10 protein-coding genes are annotated in these 14,435 nt (G+C 71.4%); 3 read left to right on the forward strand and 7 right to left on the reverse strand.

Annotation, left to right across the window (positions count from 1 at the left end):
- Nucleotides 1–144 precede the first annotated feature (144 nt).
- Nucleotides 145–1,422 carry a hypothetical protein gene (locus WME97_RS26755; protein ID WP_437541290.1) on the reverse strand — a complete coding sequence of 426 codons (1,278 nt, stop codon included), beginning with the start codon at nucleotides 1,420–1,422 and terminating at the stop codon, nucleotides 145–147.
- A 271-nt stretch (nucleotides 1,423–1,693) separates the two neighbouring features.
- Between WME97_RS26755 and WME97_RS26760 the strand changes: the two genes are divergently transcribed.
- Nucleotides 1,694–3,040 carry a DUF6688 family protein gene (locus tag WME97_RS26760; protein WP_437541292.1) on the forward strand — a complete coding sequence of 449 codons (1,347 nt, stop codon included), beginning with the start codon at nucleotides 1,694–1,696 and terminating at the stop codon, nucleotides 3,038–3,040.
- Between the two features lie 473 nt (nucleotides 3,041–3,513).
- Here WME97_RS26760 and WME97_RS26765 read toward each other — a convergent pair whose 3' ends face one another.
- Complete coding sequence (locus tag WME97_RS26765; protein WP_437541294.1) at nucleotides 3,514–4,434, reverse strand: transposase; 921 nt, start codon at nucleotides 4,432–4,434, stop codon at nucleotides 3,514–3,516.
- A gap of 416 nt (nucleotides 4,435–4,850) precedes the next feature.
- On the opposite strand from WME97_RS26765, the gene WME97_RS26770 reads away from it, so the two are divergent.
- Entirely contained in the window at nucleotides 4,851–6,881 is a 2,031-nt protein-coding gene (locus tag WME97_RS26770) for a DUF6055 domain-containing protein (protein ID WP_437541296.1), read from the forward strand.
- A gap of 7 nt (nucleotides 6,882–6,888) precedes the next feature.
- A complete protein-coding gene (locus WME97_RS26775) occupies nucleotides 6,889–7,593 on the forward strand; it encodes a CTP synthase C-terminal region-related (seleno)protein (RefSeq protein ID WP_437541298.1) in 705 nt (234 codons plus the stop codon).
- Nucleotides 7,594–7,651: 58 nt separating this feature from the next.
- On the opposite strand, the gene WME97_RS26780 is transcribed toward WME97_RS26775, so the two are convergent.
- The 5 genes from WME97_RS26780 to WME97_RS26800 form a co-directional block, all read right to left on the reverse strand.
- Nucleotides 7,652–9,334, reverse strand: coding sequence for a hypothetical protein (locus WME97_RS26780; RefSeq protein ID WP_437541300.1), 1,683 nt, complete (start codon nucleotides 9,332–9,334; stop codon nucleotides 7,652–7,654).
- Nucleotides 9,331–9,723: a DUF4150 domain-containing protein gene (locus tag WME97_RS26785; protein WP_012237562.1), complete on the reverse strand. Its 393-nt coding sequence runs from the start codon at nucleotides 9,721–9,723 to the stop codon at nucleotides 9,331–9,333. The genes WME97_RS26780 and WME97_RS26785 overlap by 4 nt, the downstream gene beginning before the upstream one ends.
- Before the next feature lie 52 nt (nucleotides 9,724–9,775).
- A complete protein-coding gene (locus tag WME97_RS26790) occupies nucleotides 9,776–10,513 on the reverse strand; it encodes a DUF3540 domain-containing protein (RefSeq protein WP_437541302.1) in 738 nt (245 codons plus the stop codon).
- A 179-nt stretch (nucleotides 10,514–10,692) separates the two neighbouring features.
- Nucleotides 10,693–11,766 (reverse strand): pentapeptide repeat-containing protein, encoded by a 1,074-nt coding sequence (locus tag WME97_RS26795; protein WP_437541305.1) that lies wholly within the window; start codon nucleotides 11,764–11,766, stop codon nucleotides 10,693–10,695.
- A complete protein-coding gene (locus tag WME97_RS26800; RefSeq protein ID WP_437541307.1) occupies nucleotides 11,763–14,435 on the reverse strand; it encodes a DUF2169 domain-containing protein in 2,673 nt (890 codons plus the stop codon). The genes WME97_RS26795 and WME97_RS26800 overlap by 4 nt, the downstream gene beginning before the upstream one ends.

Genomic DNA, 14,435 nt, shown 5'->3' on the forward strand with positions numbered 1-14,435 from the left:
CCGCGGTCCCTCCCGTCGCGGGACCAACCACGTCACGGCGATGGCGCGGGGCTCAACCACGTCGCGGGCGATGGCGCGGGGCTCAACCACGTCGCGGGCGATCGATGGCGATAGCCGTAGAAGCCCCCGCCGCCGTTTCTTGGGTCAGCGGTCCCCGAGAAGCCGGACCATCCGCCGACGAAGCTCCTCGCTGCTCTCGCGCCTCGCAGCCTCGTTCAGCAGCTCGATCGCCGGCTCGCGCAGGACGGCGGCGTGCTCGAGCCCTTCGATCGCCAACCTCCGGGCGATCTCACACGACAGGGACAGCGCCGCGCTCCACACCGCGCCGTCGTAGAGACAGCCGCGCAGGCCGCTCAGGAGCGGCCTTACGGCGGCCGCATCGTCCCTCGCGATCGCACCCCTGAGCCTCGCCGTCAGCCGCATCCTCGCCTGGTCCGAGCGCGTGGCCCCGCACGCGGCGATGGCCAGCGCCGCGATCTCCTCGTCGGGATCGGAGGTGAGAGGCCACACCGCATGGAAGAACGGGGTTCCGCCGGTCGCCACGGCCCCGAGGGCGCGGAGCAGCGCTTTTTTCCGGGCCAGGGACGCGGTCTGGAGGCGCGGGAGCAGGCGCGCCTGATCCAGGGTGAACTCCCGTCCAAGCCTGTCGAGGAACGCAGCGCAGTCCTCGTCGGGCATGCGGTCGAGCTCCTCGATCCGCGCCGCAGGAACCGGCGGAGGTCTGGCCTCCTCCCCGGACTCGAACGCTTCCCTGGCCCCGTCGAGCGCCCCGGCGAGCGCCCTCTGGACCGAATCCTTGTCCGAGGCCTCGGCCGCCCGCGCTTCCAGCTTCAGCGCGGCCAGCAACGCCTCGCCGGCGCGCCGGTGCTGCCCCGGATTCCTGACGACGAGAGCCGCCATCATGGGGGCGCGCCGCCACGGATCGGGAGCGGCGAGGGCACGCTGGAGCGCCGACTCGGCCTCGGGAACGCGGTACTCGCGGAGGACGAGCGACGCGGCGTGGATGTCCCGCAGCGACGTCGACCGCTCGATGAACCGCTCGATCGAGGCGATGACGTGGGGATCGTCGCGTTCGTAGCCCGAAATGACGTGCTGGAGCACCGGCAAGATGTCGCTATCCAGGCCGTCCGGGTCCTGCGCGGCCAGGAGCGACACGAGGAGCGGAACATCGCCCGGGCGACCGGCTACCCACAGGACGAGGAGCGCGCTCCTGTGATTCCTGCTGTGTTGCCCGGGCGGGCCCCTGAGCGCCTTGATCGCCTGGACGCGCATCGCCCCGGCGATCTCGTGCAGGGGGTTGTCTCTTCCCCACCGGGTCTCGGCCTGGCGTCGCTGGAAGTACTCGAAGATACGGTTGATCGCTTCGCGGGAGCCGGACCTGAGCACGAGGCGCGCGAGCCTCACCTGCTCGTCGTCGCTCATGGCCGACGAAAGGAGATCCTCGGCGATCGCGTGCGCCCGCCGCCGGAGCGGCCGCCTTTCGGGCGAGGTTGGGGGGCGCGGACGGCGCTTTCGGTCCGGGCTCATGCCAGATCCCATGGATCCTATCAGCATCCGTTCGACGCGACAGGGGTTCCCCGCGCGAGCAGCCAGCACGGCTCACGCTCCGACGTGCGACGCGGCCCGTGAAGGACGCGCGCTCCACCTCGCAGGATGGATCTCCTGGGACTGGAGCCGTTAGCATGGTGGACGCATGCCGCAGCAGCCACCGACCGAGCCACAGCAGTTACCGACCGGACCGCAGCAGTCACCGACCGGACCGCAGCAGCCACCGACCGGACCGCAGCAGCCACCGACCGGACCGCAGCAGCCACCGACCGAGCGGCCGTTCTCGCTGACAGACGGTGCCCTCGCCGCGTTGGTGGCCACCGGCTACGGCGTTCCGGCGCTCGCGGCGCTGCTCTTCGGCGTGGGGCAGCTGGTCCGACTCGATGCCGCGATCTTCGCCGCCGGAGCGCTCGGGCTGGCCTGTTGGATCGGCCTGACCGTATGGACATACCGCGCGATACGGCGCCGGGGGCGCGACCCCTTCCAGGTGGCGGCCGAGGTGCTCACGCTGCTCCTCCTGCCCGCCTGGGGCCTGGCGTACAGCCATGATGCCCCCGGGACGTGCACTGTCTCGGCATGCGACGCCGGCACCACGGCGTTCCGGCCGCTCGCCGAGCCGGAAGTCCACGGCCTGATCGCGCTGCACGCCCTCACCGCGCTCGCCTATGTCGTGTCACGGCGCCGGAAAGAAGCGCTGCCTGGCCCTGCAGAGCTCGTCGTCCATGCAGCGCTGCTCGTCGGAATTGCGCTCCACGTCCTGCTGGCGGTGCACTTCGGCCCCTGGGTCGCGGCCGGCCTGCTCGTGCCGCCGCTGCTCCTGCCGTGCATAGCGCCGGTGTTCACTGTCGTCTTCTATTCCGCCGAGCTGCGCGCTCGCCTCTTGAGGCGGGGCGTCGAGGCCAGCGCGCCCGCTCCGTTGGCCGCTGCCGATCCCGCCTATCGCGCGGGGCCGCCGCAAGTCCCGCTCCCGCCGCGGCCCGCGATTCACCGACCCACGTTGTGGCGCGCCCTCGCGGCTTCCACGCTGCTGCTCGGGGTTCACGCCGTCCTGCACGCTGCCTGGCTGGACCATCCGGCAGCCGCCCTCCAGGTCTTCACCCGCACATGCGGGTACACGCTGTCGCAGCTCCCGATCGTGAAGCTGCCCGGCGATTGCCACTACTTGTGCACCGTCGCTGCGCGCGGCCACGCCTGGCTTGTGCGCCCGATCCGGCTCGGACGGCGGGGCGGCACGCCGATCCTCGTCAATCGCCAGCTCGCCATCGCCAACGCCTTCGAGGATCTGCTGCACGAGCGCTGGCCACGCTTCGGCCGCGCGGCGCGCCAGCTCTACGACCGGATGGGGCTGCCCGTGAGCCGATACATCGGCGCCGCTTGGGCTGCGGATCTCGTCTATCTCGCGATGAAGCCGCTGGAGTGGGCGTTCTATCTAACGCTCCTGCTGCTCGACCCGCGCGCCCCCGAAGAGCGGATCGACCGTATGTACAGGTGAGAGCGGCCCAGCGGCCCGCCCCACCCGACCGACCCAGGTTGAGCCATCATCATCGCCCGACCCAGGTTGAGCCATCATCATCATCATCGACCCACCCGCAGCACGACCCACCCGGGTTGAGCCATCGGAGCCATCGAACGAAAGCGTACGCAAGAGGAAATTCGACCCGGGTTGTCGGTCACCGGATCTGCGCGGCCCCAATCCATAAATGACCCGGGTTGATTCAATCGCTTCGCCTCACCTATCGGCCCATAAGCGCCCGCCCTGTCAGTCAGAGCCTATCTAAAGTCACCGCTCCAATCGCCGCATACGCACTCGACCCGGCATACCCCACTCTTGGGCGTACGCGCAGCGCCAGACAAACGCTCTGCCCGCTCCGGCTTTTCCAGACGGACGTCATCCACGACACGACAACAACGCGTCGAACCCGTTCCCGCGCTTCTCGCATCGCGGAGAACGGCGCCATGCGGTATCTACACCACGAGTCTGAGGTCCGTCACGCTGGCGCCGTGGAACGTGCGCATCCACCAGGTTCCCGCCGGGAACACCACACCGCGTACCCCGGCGCGCCACCGTTCAAGCGCCGCGCGGTACGACGCACGAAACGCCCGCACCGCAGCACCAGCGATTCGCCGTGCATCACCCTGCTCGCGGCCAACGGCGAAGGTCGGATTGCGTTCGCCCAGCGCCTCGGAGCTCGTGACGCGCTCGTACGGGGAGATCTTGCTGACTCGCTCAGCACCAAGAAAGCGACGCCCTTGCCGCTGCAGCGCCGCATGGGCCTGCGCCTCCTGTTCCTTGAGCGCGGCGGCGACCAAGTGCCGAAAGTCATCGATGCCGTCCTGCTCGACCGCCGGTGGCAGCGCGAGAGGCAGCATCACTTCCTCGGGCCACTGTGGATTTTCCGGATCAAGATACGCCACAGGACGCGCCGCATGCAGCACGCCGCAGCCGAGCTCTCTCACATCGACTTTCGCCCCCGGCCACTCACGCGCATGCCGGACGAGGCCGGCGGCCACAGGGTTCGCGAGCACATAGGCGATCTTCTCCACGACTGCAGCGCGCGTCAGGAGGCGCACAACGCTCGTGGCTTCGTGGTCCCATACCGGTCCCTCCCACGCGCGAAGCACCTTGGTCCCGAGCGCCACAATGCGATGAAAGAACTGCAAGAAGCGCGGCAGGACGCCATTCACGTCCGTCACGACCAGGTGTAGATGGGTTGACATCGCGCAGAACGCGTGTACTTCGATCCGGAAGCGACGGGCCGAGACCGCGAGGGCGTAGACCAAGAGCTGGGTGATCGCTGCGTCGGGGCGCAAGAGCAGGTGCCGACGCAAGACGCGACGGGTGATCATATAGGTAGCGCCGGGCGAGATCTCGCGGGGGTGGCTCATGGCCCGTCCGTATCAACAAACGCTGTGCCAGAGATTGAAGTCAATCATTTCGAGCACTTGCCACGCCCCACACGTGGCGATCACTGCGCCAGAGGTGGCGGCCGCCATGCCGTCTTCCACCTCGGATGTTATTTTCACCACCTCCAGACATCGCAGCCCATCCACTTCCACCAACCTCTCCCCCCAATCCCAACCCAACCTAGGTTAAGATTTGGGAGCAAATCTAGGTCGGGTCTTGGAACGACCTGCGTCGAGTCTCCGATCTGGGTCGGGTCTTCGGGTCCAATCTGGATCATGTCTCAACCTGGGTCGGTCTGTGGTCTGTGGATGGACCCAACCTGGGTCAGGTCTGGGTCACATTCCGCGCCCCCGCGGGGGTTCGTCGCACGACTCGCCCATCGTTTCAGCAGCCTCTCGTGAACGGCTCCGCGCTCGTCGTCGCCGCGCTCCTCGCGGCGTGCGGTCAGGCTTCGGAGGAACCTGCTCCGGGATCAGGGTCCGGCGGCGGCACGACGGCGACCTCAGGGACGGCGACCTCAGGCGCAGCCAGCACCGGCAGCACCAGCAGCGCCAGCAGCGCCGGCGGCACCGGTGAATCGACGGCCGAGGCGGCGGGAACCGGCGGATCGACCGGGGCTGCAGGCGGCAACCCCGGTGCATGCGAGCAGGGCACGACGAGCACGGCGTGGGCGACGAGCTGCCAGACCACGGGGGCCAGCTGCACGGCAGGCACCTGGAGGGCGCCGCGCGACGGCGGCGAGACGCGCGCGCCGCTGCGCCATGAGTCGGCGCACTTCGCCTTCTACTGGCCCGAGGGGACGGACATCGACCTGAGCCAGGCGGAGGAGGCGGCGGACACGCTCGAGAGCATCTGGAGCGCGTACTTCGGCAGCCCCATCTTCTTCCCCGAGCCGTACTGCAGATCAGCGGACAAGTGGAAGGCCGCCGTCCATTTCGACAACAGCTTCCCGCTCTGGGGCGGCGGGTGGAGCCGCAACGGCGTCAATTATATGGGGATGTGGATCGGCCCCGACGCCGCCCGCGACCCGTGGGGGCTCGCCCATGAGTTCATGCACGGCGTGCAGTCGACGACGCAGGCGTTCCCCGATTGCGGCGGCGACGGCTGCTGGATCTTCGAGAGCCACGCGAACTGGATGCCGCATCAGATATGGCGGGACAACGTGCACTGCTCGGACATGCTGCCGAACATGCCGCACCTCTACTACGGCAACACCCGGAACCGCTATTGCAACTGGCAGTTCTTCGAGTTCCTGAAGGACAAGCACTGCTACAGCGCCGTCAACGACATGTGGGCCTACGAGGCGCCGCGCGGCCAAGGGGACCCATGGCAGAAGCTCATGCTGAGCCGTGGCTGGGACATCGAGCGGCTCAACGACGAGTTCGGCGAGTGGGCCATGCACAACATCACCTGGGACTACAAGGACCCTCCGCCCACGGACGGGGGCGATCCCTCCGGCGTGTATCGACGAAAATACGGCTCGATCGAGGCCGACATGACGTCGAACGGCCGCACCGATCGCCGGCTTCGTCTCACGCGCCTCGAGGCGCTCGACGCGGACTGGGCGCAGAATCGCCGCTTCGTCTCGCCGTATCACTGGGCGCCGCAGCGCTGGGGTTACAACGTCGTGCGCCTGCACCCGAAATCGGACGCGACCAGCGTGCGCGTTGTGTTCCGGGGCGTGACGCAGGCTGGCGCCGACTCCGGCTGGCGCTGGGGCCTCGTCGCGACGGACCCGGAGCTGACCACATCGCGCTACAGCCCCCTGCAGCGGGGGAGCGACGGCGAGATGGACTTCTGCGTCAGCCCCGACGAGCACGTCTACCTGGTCGTGGTCGCGACGCCGACCGAATACCAGAAGCTGGTCTGGACGAAGCCCTCGGACGGGCCAGCGTACCCGTCGATCTATCGCTATCCGTACATGGTGGAGCTCGACGGAGCGTGGCCCGCCGGCTTTCAGGACGGTCAGCTCGATGCGTGTCCGCGGGGCACGACGAGGCACGCGAACGGCGGCGGCTGCGCGCCCGCGGGCACGCCGTCGAGCGTCTACGTCGGTCCTTACGCGACCATCCTCGGCGGAGAGGTGAGCGGCGACGTCCGCGTCGAGGATCATGCGACCATCGTCAACGGCGTGATCTCCGGCGGCCGTGTCGGCGCGCTCAGCCTGGTCGGGCAACGCGGCTCGGGCATCCAGGCGCGCGGGTTCAACGTGAGCGGCTCGGCGAACGTGCAGACCACCTTCTACCCGCTCGGCTGGTTCGGCGATGGCCAGTCCGTCTCCGGAACAGCAACGCTGCTCGGGGATGTCGAGCTCGTCGCCACATCGAAATCGAGCAACACGTTCTACGGGTTCGTCCCCGCCGACTGGGCGGGCGTCTCGACGGTCACCGAGGTGACGGCCGCGCCGCCGTACACCTGGCGGCGCTGAGGCTACGATGCAGACGATGCTTCATGTTGGGCTCATCGGTGACCACGACGACGCCGTGACGGCCCACCGGGCCATCCCGGTGGCGCTGCGGCTGGCGGGAGAGGCGCTATCCGTGCCGCTCTCCTTTGAATGGGTGCCGACCGAGGAGGTGATCGACGCCTCGCGGGTGGCTCGTTACGACGCCCTGTGGTGCGTTCCGGCGAGCCCGTACCGAAGCATGGATGGCGCGCTGCGCGCGATCCGCTTCGCCCGCGAGCAGCGGCGCCCGTTCCTCGGCACCTGCGGGGGCTTCCAGCACGCGGTGGTCGAGTACGCGCGCCATGTGCTGGGCTGGTCCGACGCCGAGCACGCGGAGACCGCGCCAGAGGCGCAGCGCGCGGTGATCGCGCCGCTTGCGTGCTCGCTGGTGGAGGCCACCGGCACGATTCGCTTCGAGGCCGGAACCCGCATCGCGCGGGCGTACGGCCGCCCTGAGGCCACGGAAGGATATCGGTGCCGCTACGGCCTGAACCCGGAGTTCCGGGCCGCGCTGGTCTCGGGCCCGCTGCGCATCGGCGCCGAGGACGACGCCGGCGACGTGCGCGCCGTGGAGCTCGACGGCCATCCGTTCTTCGTCGCCACGCTGTTCCAGCCGGAGCGCGCTGCGCTCACCGGTCGGCTGCCGCCGCTCGTGGCCGAGCTCATCCGAGCCTGCTCGAGCGCCGCCGGCTGAACGCCGGCGCCGCTTCACGAGGTGTTCCTGCGAGGCGCTGCGCGTGCGGCGCCGGCGTTCAGCGCGATTGCAGGAAGTACCTGCGCGCGGCCTCGCAGAGCTCGGGCCAGCGCTGGGCAAGGGCGGGATCTGCTGCGAAGCGACCTGCCCAGAAGGCGTCGAGGGCGGCGCGCGCCGCGGGGGTCGGCACCCCGTAGCGTGCGTTCGTGCTCTCCACGTAGGCGGGGTACAGCTCGCACGCGACGACGAGCCCGGCGTACTGGTTGAGCGTGAGCGAGGGTGGCGGGCGCGCGCTGAGCGGGTCGCTCACGCTCGCGGGGGCCGGCGTGGAGGCGGGCGGGACACTCGGCGTGGCGGCCAGCAGCGCGCTCGGCGCGGAGACCGGCGGCGCACTCGGCGCGGCGACCAGCGGCGCGCTCGGCGTGGCGACCGGCGGCACGCTCGACGCGGCGACCGGCAGCGGGCTCGCCGTGGCAGCCGCCTGCGCACTCGACGCAGCGACCGGCAACGGGCTCGCCGTGGCAGCGGCCTGCGCGCTCGGCGTGGCCGCAACGGAATGACGCTCGTCGTGGAGCGGCACCGCCGCGGAGTGGTGCGCGGGCGCCGGACCAGGCTCGCGCGCCGGCTGTCCATCGGGGCTGGCGACGGGCTGAAACGGCAGCGCCGAGTCGAAACGAGCGACGGACGGCCGAGGGCGCTCTTCGGAGGCCACCGGGATGAAAGGCAGCGCGGAGTCGATGACCCGCGGCGAATCGGGGAGCGTCTTGCTCAGAGGCTTCGACTCCGCGCCGCTCGCCGGCGGGTCCGTCCGAGGAACCGACGCAGGCGCGGGAACAGGCACGATCGCGGGCTGGGTGACGGACTGGGGTGCAGGTGTGGACGCAGGCGCCGGAGGGGGCTCGGGCGCGGCCACAGGTGCGGGCGCGGCCACAGATGCGGGCGCGGCCACAGGTACTGCCATCGGTGCCAGCGCGGGTACTGCGATCGGCGCGGGCACACCGAGCGGCGCCGGCGCCGCCGCGGGCACACCGAGCGGCGCCGGCCCAGGCACCGCCGTTGACCCCAGCACCGCCATCGGCGCGGGCATCGGCGCCGGCGGCGCCGCCATCGGCGCCGCCGCCGGCACGAAGGGCAGCCCCCCGCCCAGGCGAGACAGCGGCCCCTGCGCCTCGACCAGCGCCGGCGCGCTCGTCGTCGCGGTGACCTCCTCCGCGTCATACTTCGCCGCGGTCGGCGGCACGAAGGGCAGCCCCCCGCCCAGGCGAGACAGCGGCCCCTGCGCCTCGACCAGCGCCGGCGCGCCCGTCGTCGCCGCGGCCTCCTCCGCCGCGCGCTTCGCCGCCGCCTCCTCCTCCGCGCGCTGCGCCGCGGCCCGCTTCGCCTCCGCCAGCCGCTCGTCGAGCGCCCCGTGCGCGTCCTTCAGCACGACAAGCGCCTCGGCGCTCTCGCCCTCCGGACCGAGGACGCGGCCGATCGCCAGGAGCATCTCTCGCGCGGCGCGCAGCGCCGCCTCGTCCGCCGCGCGGCCGGGCAGGTGCCGCCTGGCGAACGCCGTGAGCTCGTCGTCCTCGCATCGAGCGAGATCCGCGAGCCGGGCCGCCACGCGGCGCCGATCCGGATCGACGCTGCTGCCCGTCGGCCTGCGCATCGCCGCGTCGAGCTTCGCGAGCGCCTCGGTCAGCGTGCTCTTCTCCGGCGCCGTCCCTGACTCCGTGGCGGACCCCTTGCTCGCGACCCTCACGGCGCGAGCACGAGGACGGTGGTGACGCTCGGTACGATGGCCATGCCCGGCGCGTTCGTGCTGTTCTGGATCGAGATGCTCGTCAGGCGCGTCATGGGCGCGCAGCCGACGATCACCGTGAAGGCCGCGGTCACGTTGCGCGACGGGCCCATCACCATCCCGGACGCGACGCCGAGCGCGACGCCCGGGTTGTCCCCCATCGTGAGCGGCGCGACCGTCAGCATGTTGTGCGCCGGCGCGCAGGTGACGAGCACGTTCGGCACGAAGAGCACGCTCATCGGATGGAGCGAGATGTTCGGGTACGGGATCGGCACCGGGGCCGGCGTCGGGGTCAGGCACACGTCCGGGAACGCCAGGCACATCCCCCCTGCGGTCGTCTTCGCGAGCATCGCTTTACCCCTCGTCGTTGCTGGCGCCCGCGGCCTCGCGCGGCGCGCCCCTTCAGCCGATCTTGACCTGCTCGCCGTCGAGCTTCGCGAGCGTCCGCGCGGCGACGATCGTGTTCTCCCCACGCACCGCCGCGAGGCCCTCCGCGCGGAGATCGAAGACGCCCGCGCGCACCTGCTCGAGCGCCTCGACGAAGCGGAACGCCTGCTTCGCGCGCTGGACGAGCCGGTCGGCGCGCGTTTCCATGCGCTCGGCGACGACGACGGCCTTCTGGAAGTGCGCCTCGAGCAACCGGCCGACGAGCCCGATCTCCTCGATCGCCGCCGCCGCCGCCTGCGCGCGGATCTGGAGCTTGCCCGCGAACAGCCCGACCTCCCTGGCGGCGGCGATCTCGATCTGGTCGCCGGCGCCGAGCCCGAGCCGCCCCGTCGCCTGCACCTTCATATCGCCCTCGGCGACGATCCGCGTCGTCGCGCCCGCCTCGCCCTCCAGCACGGCGAGGACGAAGACCTGCTCGCCCTCCACCGCGCAGAGCACCCGATCCCCCGCGTCCGGCGCGACGAGGCAGCTCTTCGCGCGCCGCGCCGCGACAGGCCCGCCGCCGAGCTCGACAACGAGCCCCGACGCCGTGCCCCGGACGACGCCCGTCTCCAGCGACGGCACGCGTCGCGGCGAGGGCGAGGGCGAGGGCGAGCGCTCGATCGCCGGCAGATCCACCGCGGCCAGGAGGTCGTCCTGCGCGCTGTCGTCGTGTGCCACCGTCAGGGGCTCGCGGGCCGCCATGCTCTGCATCTCGGGTCTCCTCGGCCTGGATCCGCCCGGTCAGGACGTGCGCGCCGCAACGCTAGTTTCAACGATTTCAAGGCAAAAATCAATGAATTTCGTGGAACGCGGCCTCGCCCCAGGTCTCCCTCGTGTCTCGTGGTTCCGCACGGCTTCGTGGTTCCGCGCGGCGCGCGCAGCAGGCACGGTCACGCGCGCTGCCCATCGCGCTCGCCGCCGCGGCGCGGCTTCCAGTCCTCGATCGCGGCGAGCTTCTCGTCGTCGCCGAGCCAGCCCGCGCCCGCCGGCACCTTCGCCCCGTCGCGGCGAGCGCGGTGCAGCTTGGTGCGGAACATCGCTGCCTGCGTGAAGTCCGCGCCCGAGAGGTCGCAGTGCGAGAGGTCCGCGTACGCGAGCTTCGCGCCGACGAAGCGCGCGCCGGCGCACGACGCGAAGGCGAGGTACGCCTCGACGAGCTCCGCCCCCGAGAAGTCGGCCTCGGCGAGCGCGGCCCGCTCGAAGATGGAGTTCTGCAGCTTCGCCCGCGGAAACCGCGCCTTCGCCGCGCTCGCCTCGACGAAGAGCGCCTGCGTCAGGACCGCATCGGAGAAATCGCAGTCGGACACGTCGACCCCGGTGAAATTGCACTGCGTCGCGTCGCAGCCCGCGAAGCTCGATCCAGCGACGCTGCCGCGCATGAACTGCGTGCGGAACAGCTTTGTTCCCTGGAACGCCCGCGCGCCCAGCGCCGCCTCGACCAGCGTCGTGAGCGTCAGGTTCGCGCCGTCGAGCAGCGCGGTGCGCAGGTCGAGCTTGTACAACGTCGCCTTCTCGAGGTTCGCGCGAGAGAAGTTCGCGCCGCCGGCCTTGACCTCGACGAGGTTCGCCCGGTCGAGGTTCGCCCCCTCGAACGAGGCGCGCTCCAGCGAGCACGTCGTCCAGCTGGCGATGGGCGCCTCCGCGCCCGACAGCGCCGCGCCCTCGAAGCTCGACTCGACGAAGGTCGCGCCGATGAGCCTCGCCCCCGAGAGCGTCGCCCCGTCGAGGCGGCTCCGGAAGAACGTCGTCAGGTGCAGGTCCACGCCCGTCGCGTCCACGCCCGACAGATCGCACTCGGAGAACGTCGACTCCTTGACGAGCGCGCCCCGCATCACGCGCGGCATGCGGACCCGGTCGAACACCGCGCCCGAGAGATCCGCGCCCGTCAGGTCGAGCCCGGAGATGTCCACGGCCTGGATCGGGTCCCCGTGGCGGACCTTGTCGAGCACCTCGTCGCGGTTCATGTCGCGCCTCCAGGAGCCGGCGCCGCCTGCCGGTCGAACCGGGTGAACTCGACGCTCGCCTCGGCGAACGTCGTGCGGTTGTCGCCGCGCGCGCGGCTGAAATCGGCCCGGCAGAGCTGCGCGCCCGTGAAGTCGGCCCCCGCCAGGCGCGATTTCGAGAGGATCGCCTCCGTCAGGTTGCACCCGCGGAGCGACGCCCGGTCGAGGTTCGTCCGGATCAAGAGGGCGTTCTTCATGACGGCGCGGTCGAAGGTCGCGCCCGTCGCGTCCGCCTCGGAGAGATCGGTCATCGTCATCTGGGCTCGATCGAACCGCGCGCCGCGCAGGTCCGTCGTCCGGAAGCAGGTCTTGTCGAGCACGGCGTCGCGGAAGTCGGCCTCCGGCAGGCCGCTCTTGTGGACGGCGACCCCCTCGGAGAAGCGCGCCCCCGCGAAGCGGGCCTTCGCCCCGGTGCAGCTCATCAACGACGTCTTGTGCAGCCGAGCGCCCGAGAAGTCCGTGCCGTCGAGCGAGCACTCGAGCAGCATCGCCCGCTCGAGGTTCGCCCCGGCGAGGTTCGCCCCGGCGAAGCTCGTCTGGAGGAACGAGCAGAGCGAGAGATCCGCGCCCGAGAGATCCACGCCGCCCCAGCTCACCTGGAGGGCGTCGGCGCGCTCGAGCTTCGCCCGCTTCAGGCTCGCCCCGGCGAGCCTCGCGCCCATCAGGACAGCCTCGGTCAGATCGGCGTCGTCGAACACCGCGCCCTCGAGGTTCGCCTTGCCCAGGTTCGCGCCCCGGAGCCGCGCGCCCGTGAGGTTCGCGCCAGAGAGGTCGGCCTTCGCGAGCACCGCGCCCTCGAGCACCGCGCCCGAGAGGTCGCAGCCGCGCAGGTCGGCCCCCTCGAGGAACGCGCGCGCGAAGCGCATCCCCCGCAGGTCGACCCCGCGGAAGTCCACGCCGGTGAGATCGCGCTCGTCGAGCGGCTCGCCCGCCTCGCGCGCCGCGTCGACGACGACGCGCGCCATCTCCGAGGCCTCGGCGGTCATCGGCAGGGCCGCGGATCGCAGGTGCGCCGAGCCGCGGTAGCCCTCGCGCGCCGCCTGCTCGAGGCGGAGCAGCTGCTCGGGGAAGCCTGGATCCGCGAGCATCGCCTCCAGCTCGAGGTTCGGCACGCCGCCGAGGCGCGCCGCCTCGGCCAGCTCCGCGTACTGCTGGAGCTGCGCCTTGGCCGAGAAGCGCGGCGGGCCGCCCGGCGGCTCCTCCCCGGTCTGGCCGCGCCGGAGCGCCTCCTCGGACACGTCCATCTCCGCGGCCTGGGCCTTCAAGCGCTCCTCGGCCTCCTTCTTCAGCCGCTCGGCCCTCTCCTTCTCCTCCTCCATCTTCCGCGACGCCGCGTCGAGGTACGTCACCAGCGCGTCGAGATCGTCGACCGGCGGAGGCGCTTCTTCCTCCGGCAGCGGCGCGTCGAGGCCGAAGCGGGCCGGGTCGATGCCGTCCGCGAGCAGCTCCTCGCGGCGGCGCTCGCGCTCCCGCTCCGCGCCGCGCCGCAGGTTCTGCATGGCGAGGTTCTCGCTCTTGAGCCACTGCACCATCTCGATGCCGGCGACGTTCGCGGCGACGCCCGACTCGCGGGGCGGCATGAGATCGCTGTCGCTGAGGGACGCGATCGAGCCCCGGTCCTTGTCGATCCGCCGGGCGAGCGCCTCGCGGTAGTGCTCGATCGGCCGGGGGCGGCCGATCTCCTCGCAGGCGACGACGAGGTCGACGATCTCCCCGGCGTCGTCGTCGGCCACGGGCATCGAGCCGTGGAAGATCACGACGCCGAGGTTGGCCGAGGGGAAGAGCCACACCGTGTCGCAGCGGACAGGCAGCTCCAGGAACGCCTCCCCGCTCGCGTCGCGGCGGGTGACGAGCACGCGCGCGGCGAGGCCGGGGAGCGCGCCCTCGATGCGCGGGCGCGTCGGGTGCATGTTCTCCACGAGGAACGCCTCGTCGCCGCGGAGCGGCTCGGCCAGCCATTGATCGCTCGGCGCGACGTTGAAGAAGGCGGGATCGACGTCGGGCGGCAGGCCGGGCGCCCACTTCTCGACGTAGTCCGCGCCGTACGTCCCCGCGCGGGCGCGGCGCTGGCCGAACGTCACGTCCATCGCGAGGAAGGACGCCGGGCCTGGCCGGTCGCCGGGCGAGCGGATCAGCGCGCCGTAGTGCTCCACGTTCGGCAGCGGCCGGACGCGCTGCCCGCCGCGCTCGATCTCCTCGATCCCCTTCCCGTAGGGGTTCGCCGCGTCCTTCGGCCCGCCGAGCGCGCGCGCCCAGTCGATGGGCATTTCCGAGAACGGCTCCGGCTCCGTGAAGCCGTGGCCGCTCCAGTACCGGTCGCCCAGCACGGCCAGGCGCTTGTCGACGGAGCCGAGCCGCGCGCGGACGAACGACGCGCCGACGCGGCGGCCCTCCGGGGCGTAGCACCGGCCCGCGACGAGCAGCTCGCCGCGCGCCTTCGTGATGCCGTCGTCGAGCGGGATGCTCCCGAGCTGCGCCGTCGCGGCCTGCCAGAACGACATCTCATCGACGAGCGCGCGCGGCGCGTCGAGGGGGAACGCCATCATGGCGCCCACGTGGAACCTGAGGCGCCGCGCGACCTCGACGACGCGCGTGAGCGCGGGGACCTTGAGGGGTTTGACGACTCGCAT

It is taken from the genome of Sorangium sp. So ce367, from assembly GCF_051520455.1.
In the GTDB taxonomy this organism is placed as follows: domain Bacteria; phylum Myxococcota_A; class Polyangia; order Polyangiales; family Polyangiaceae; genus Sorangium; species Sorangium cellulosum_B.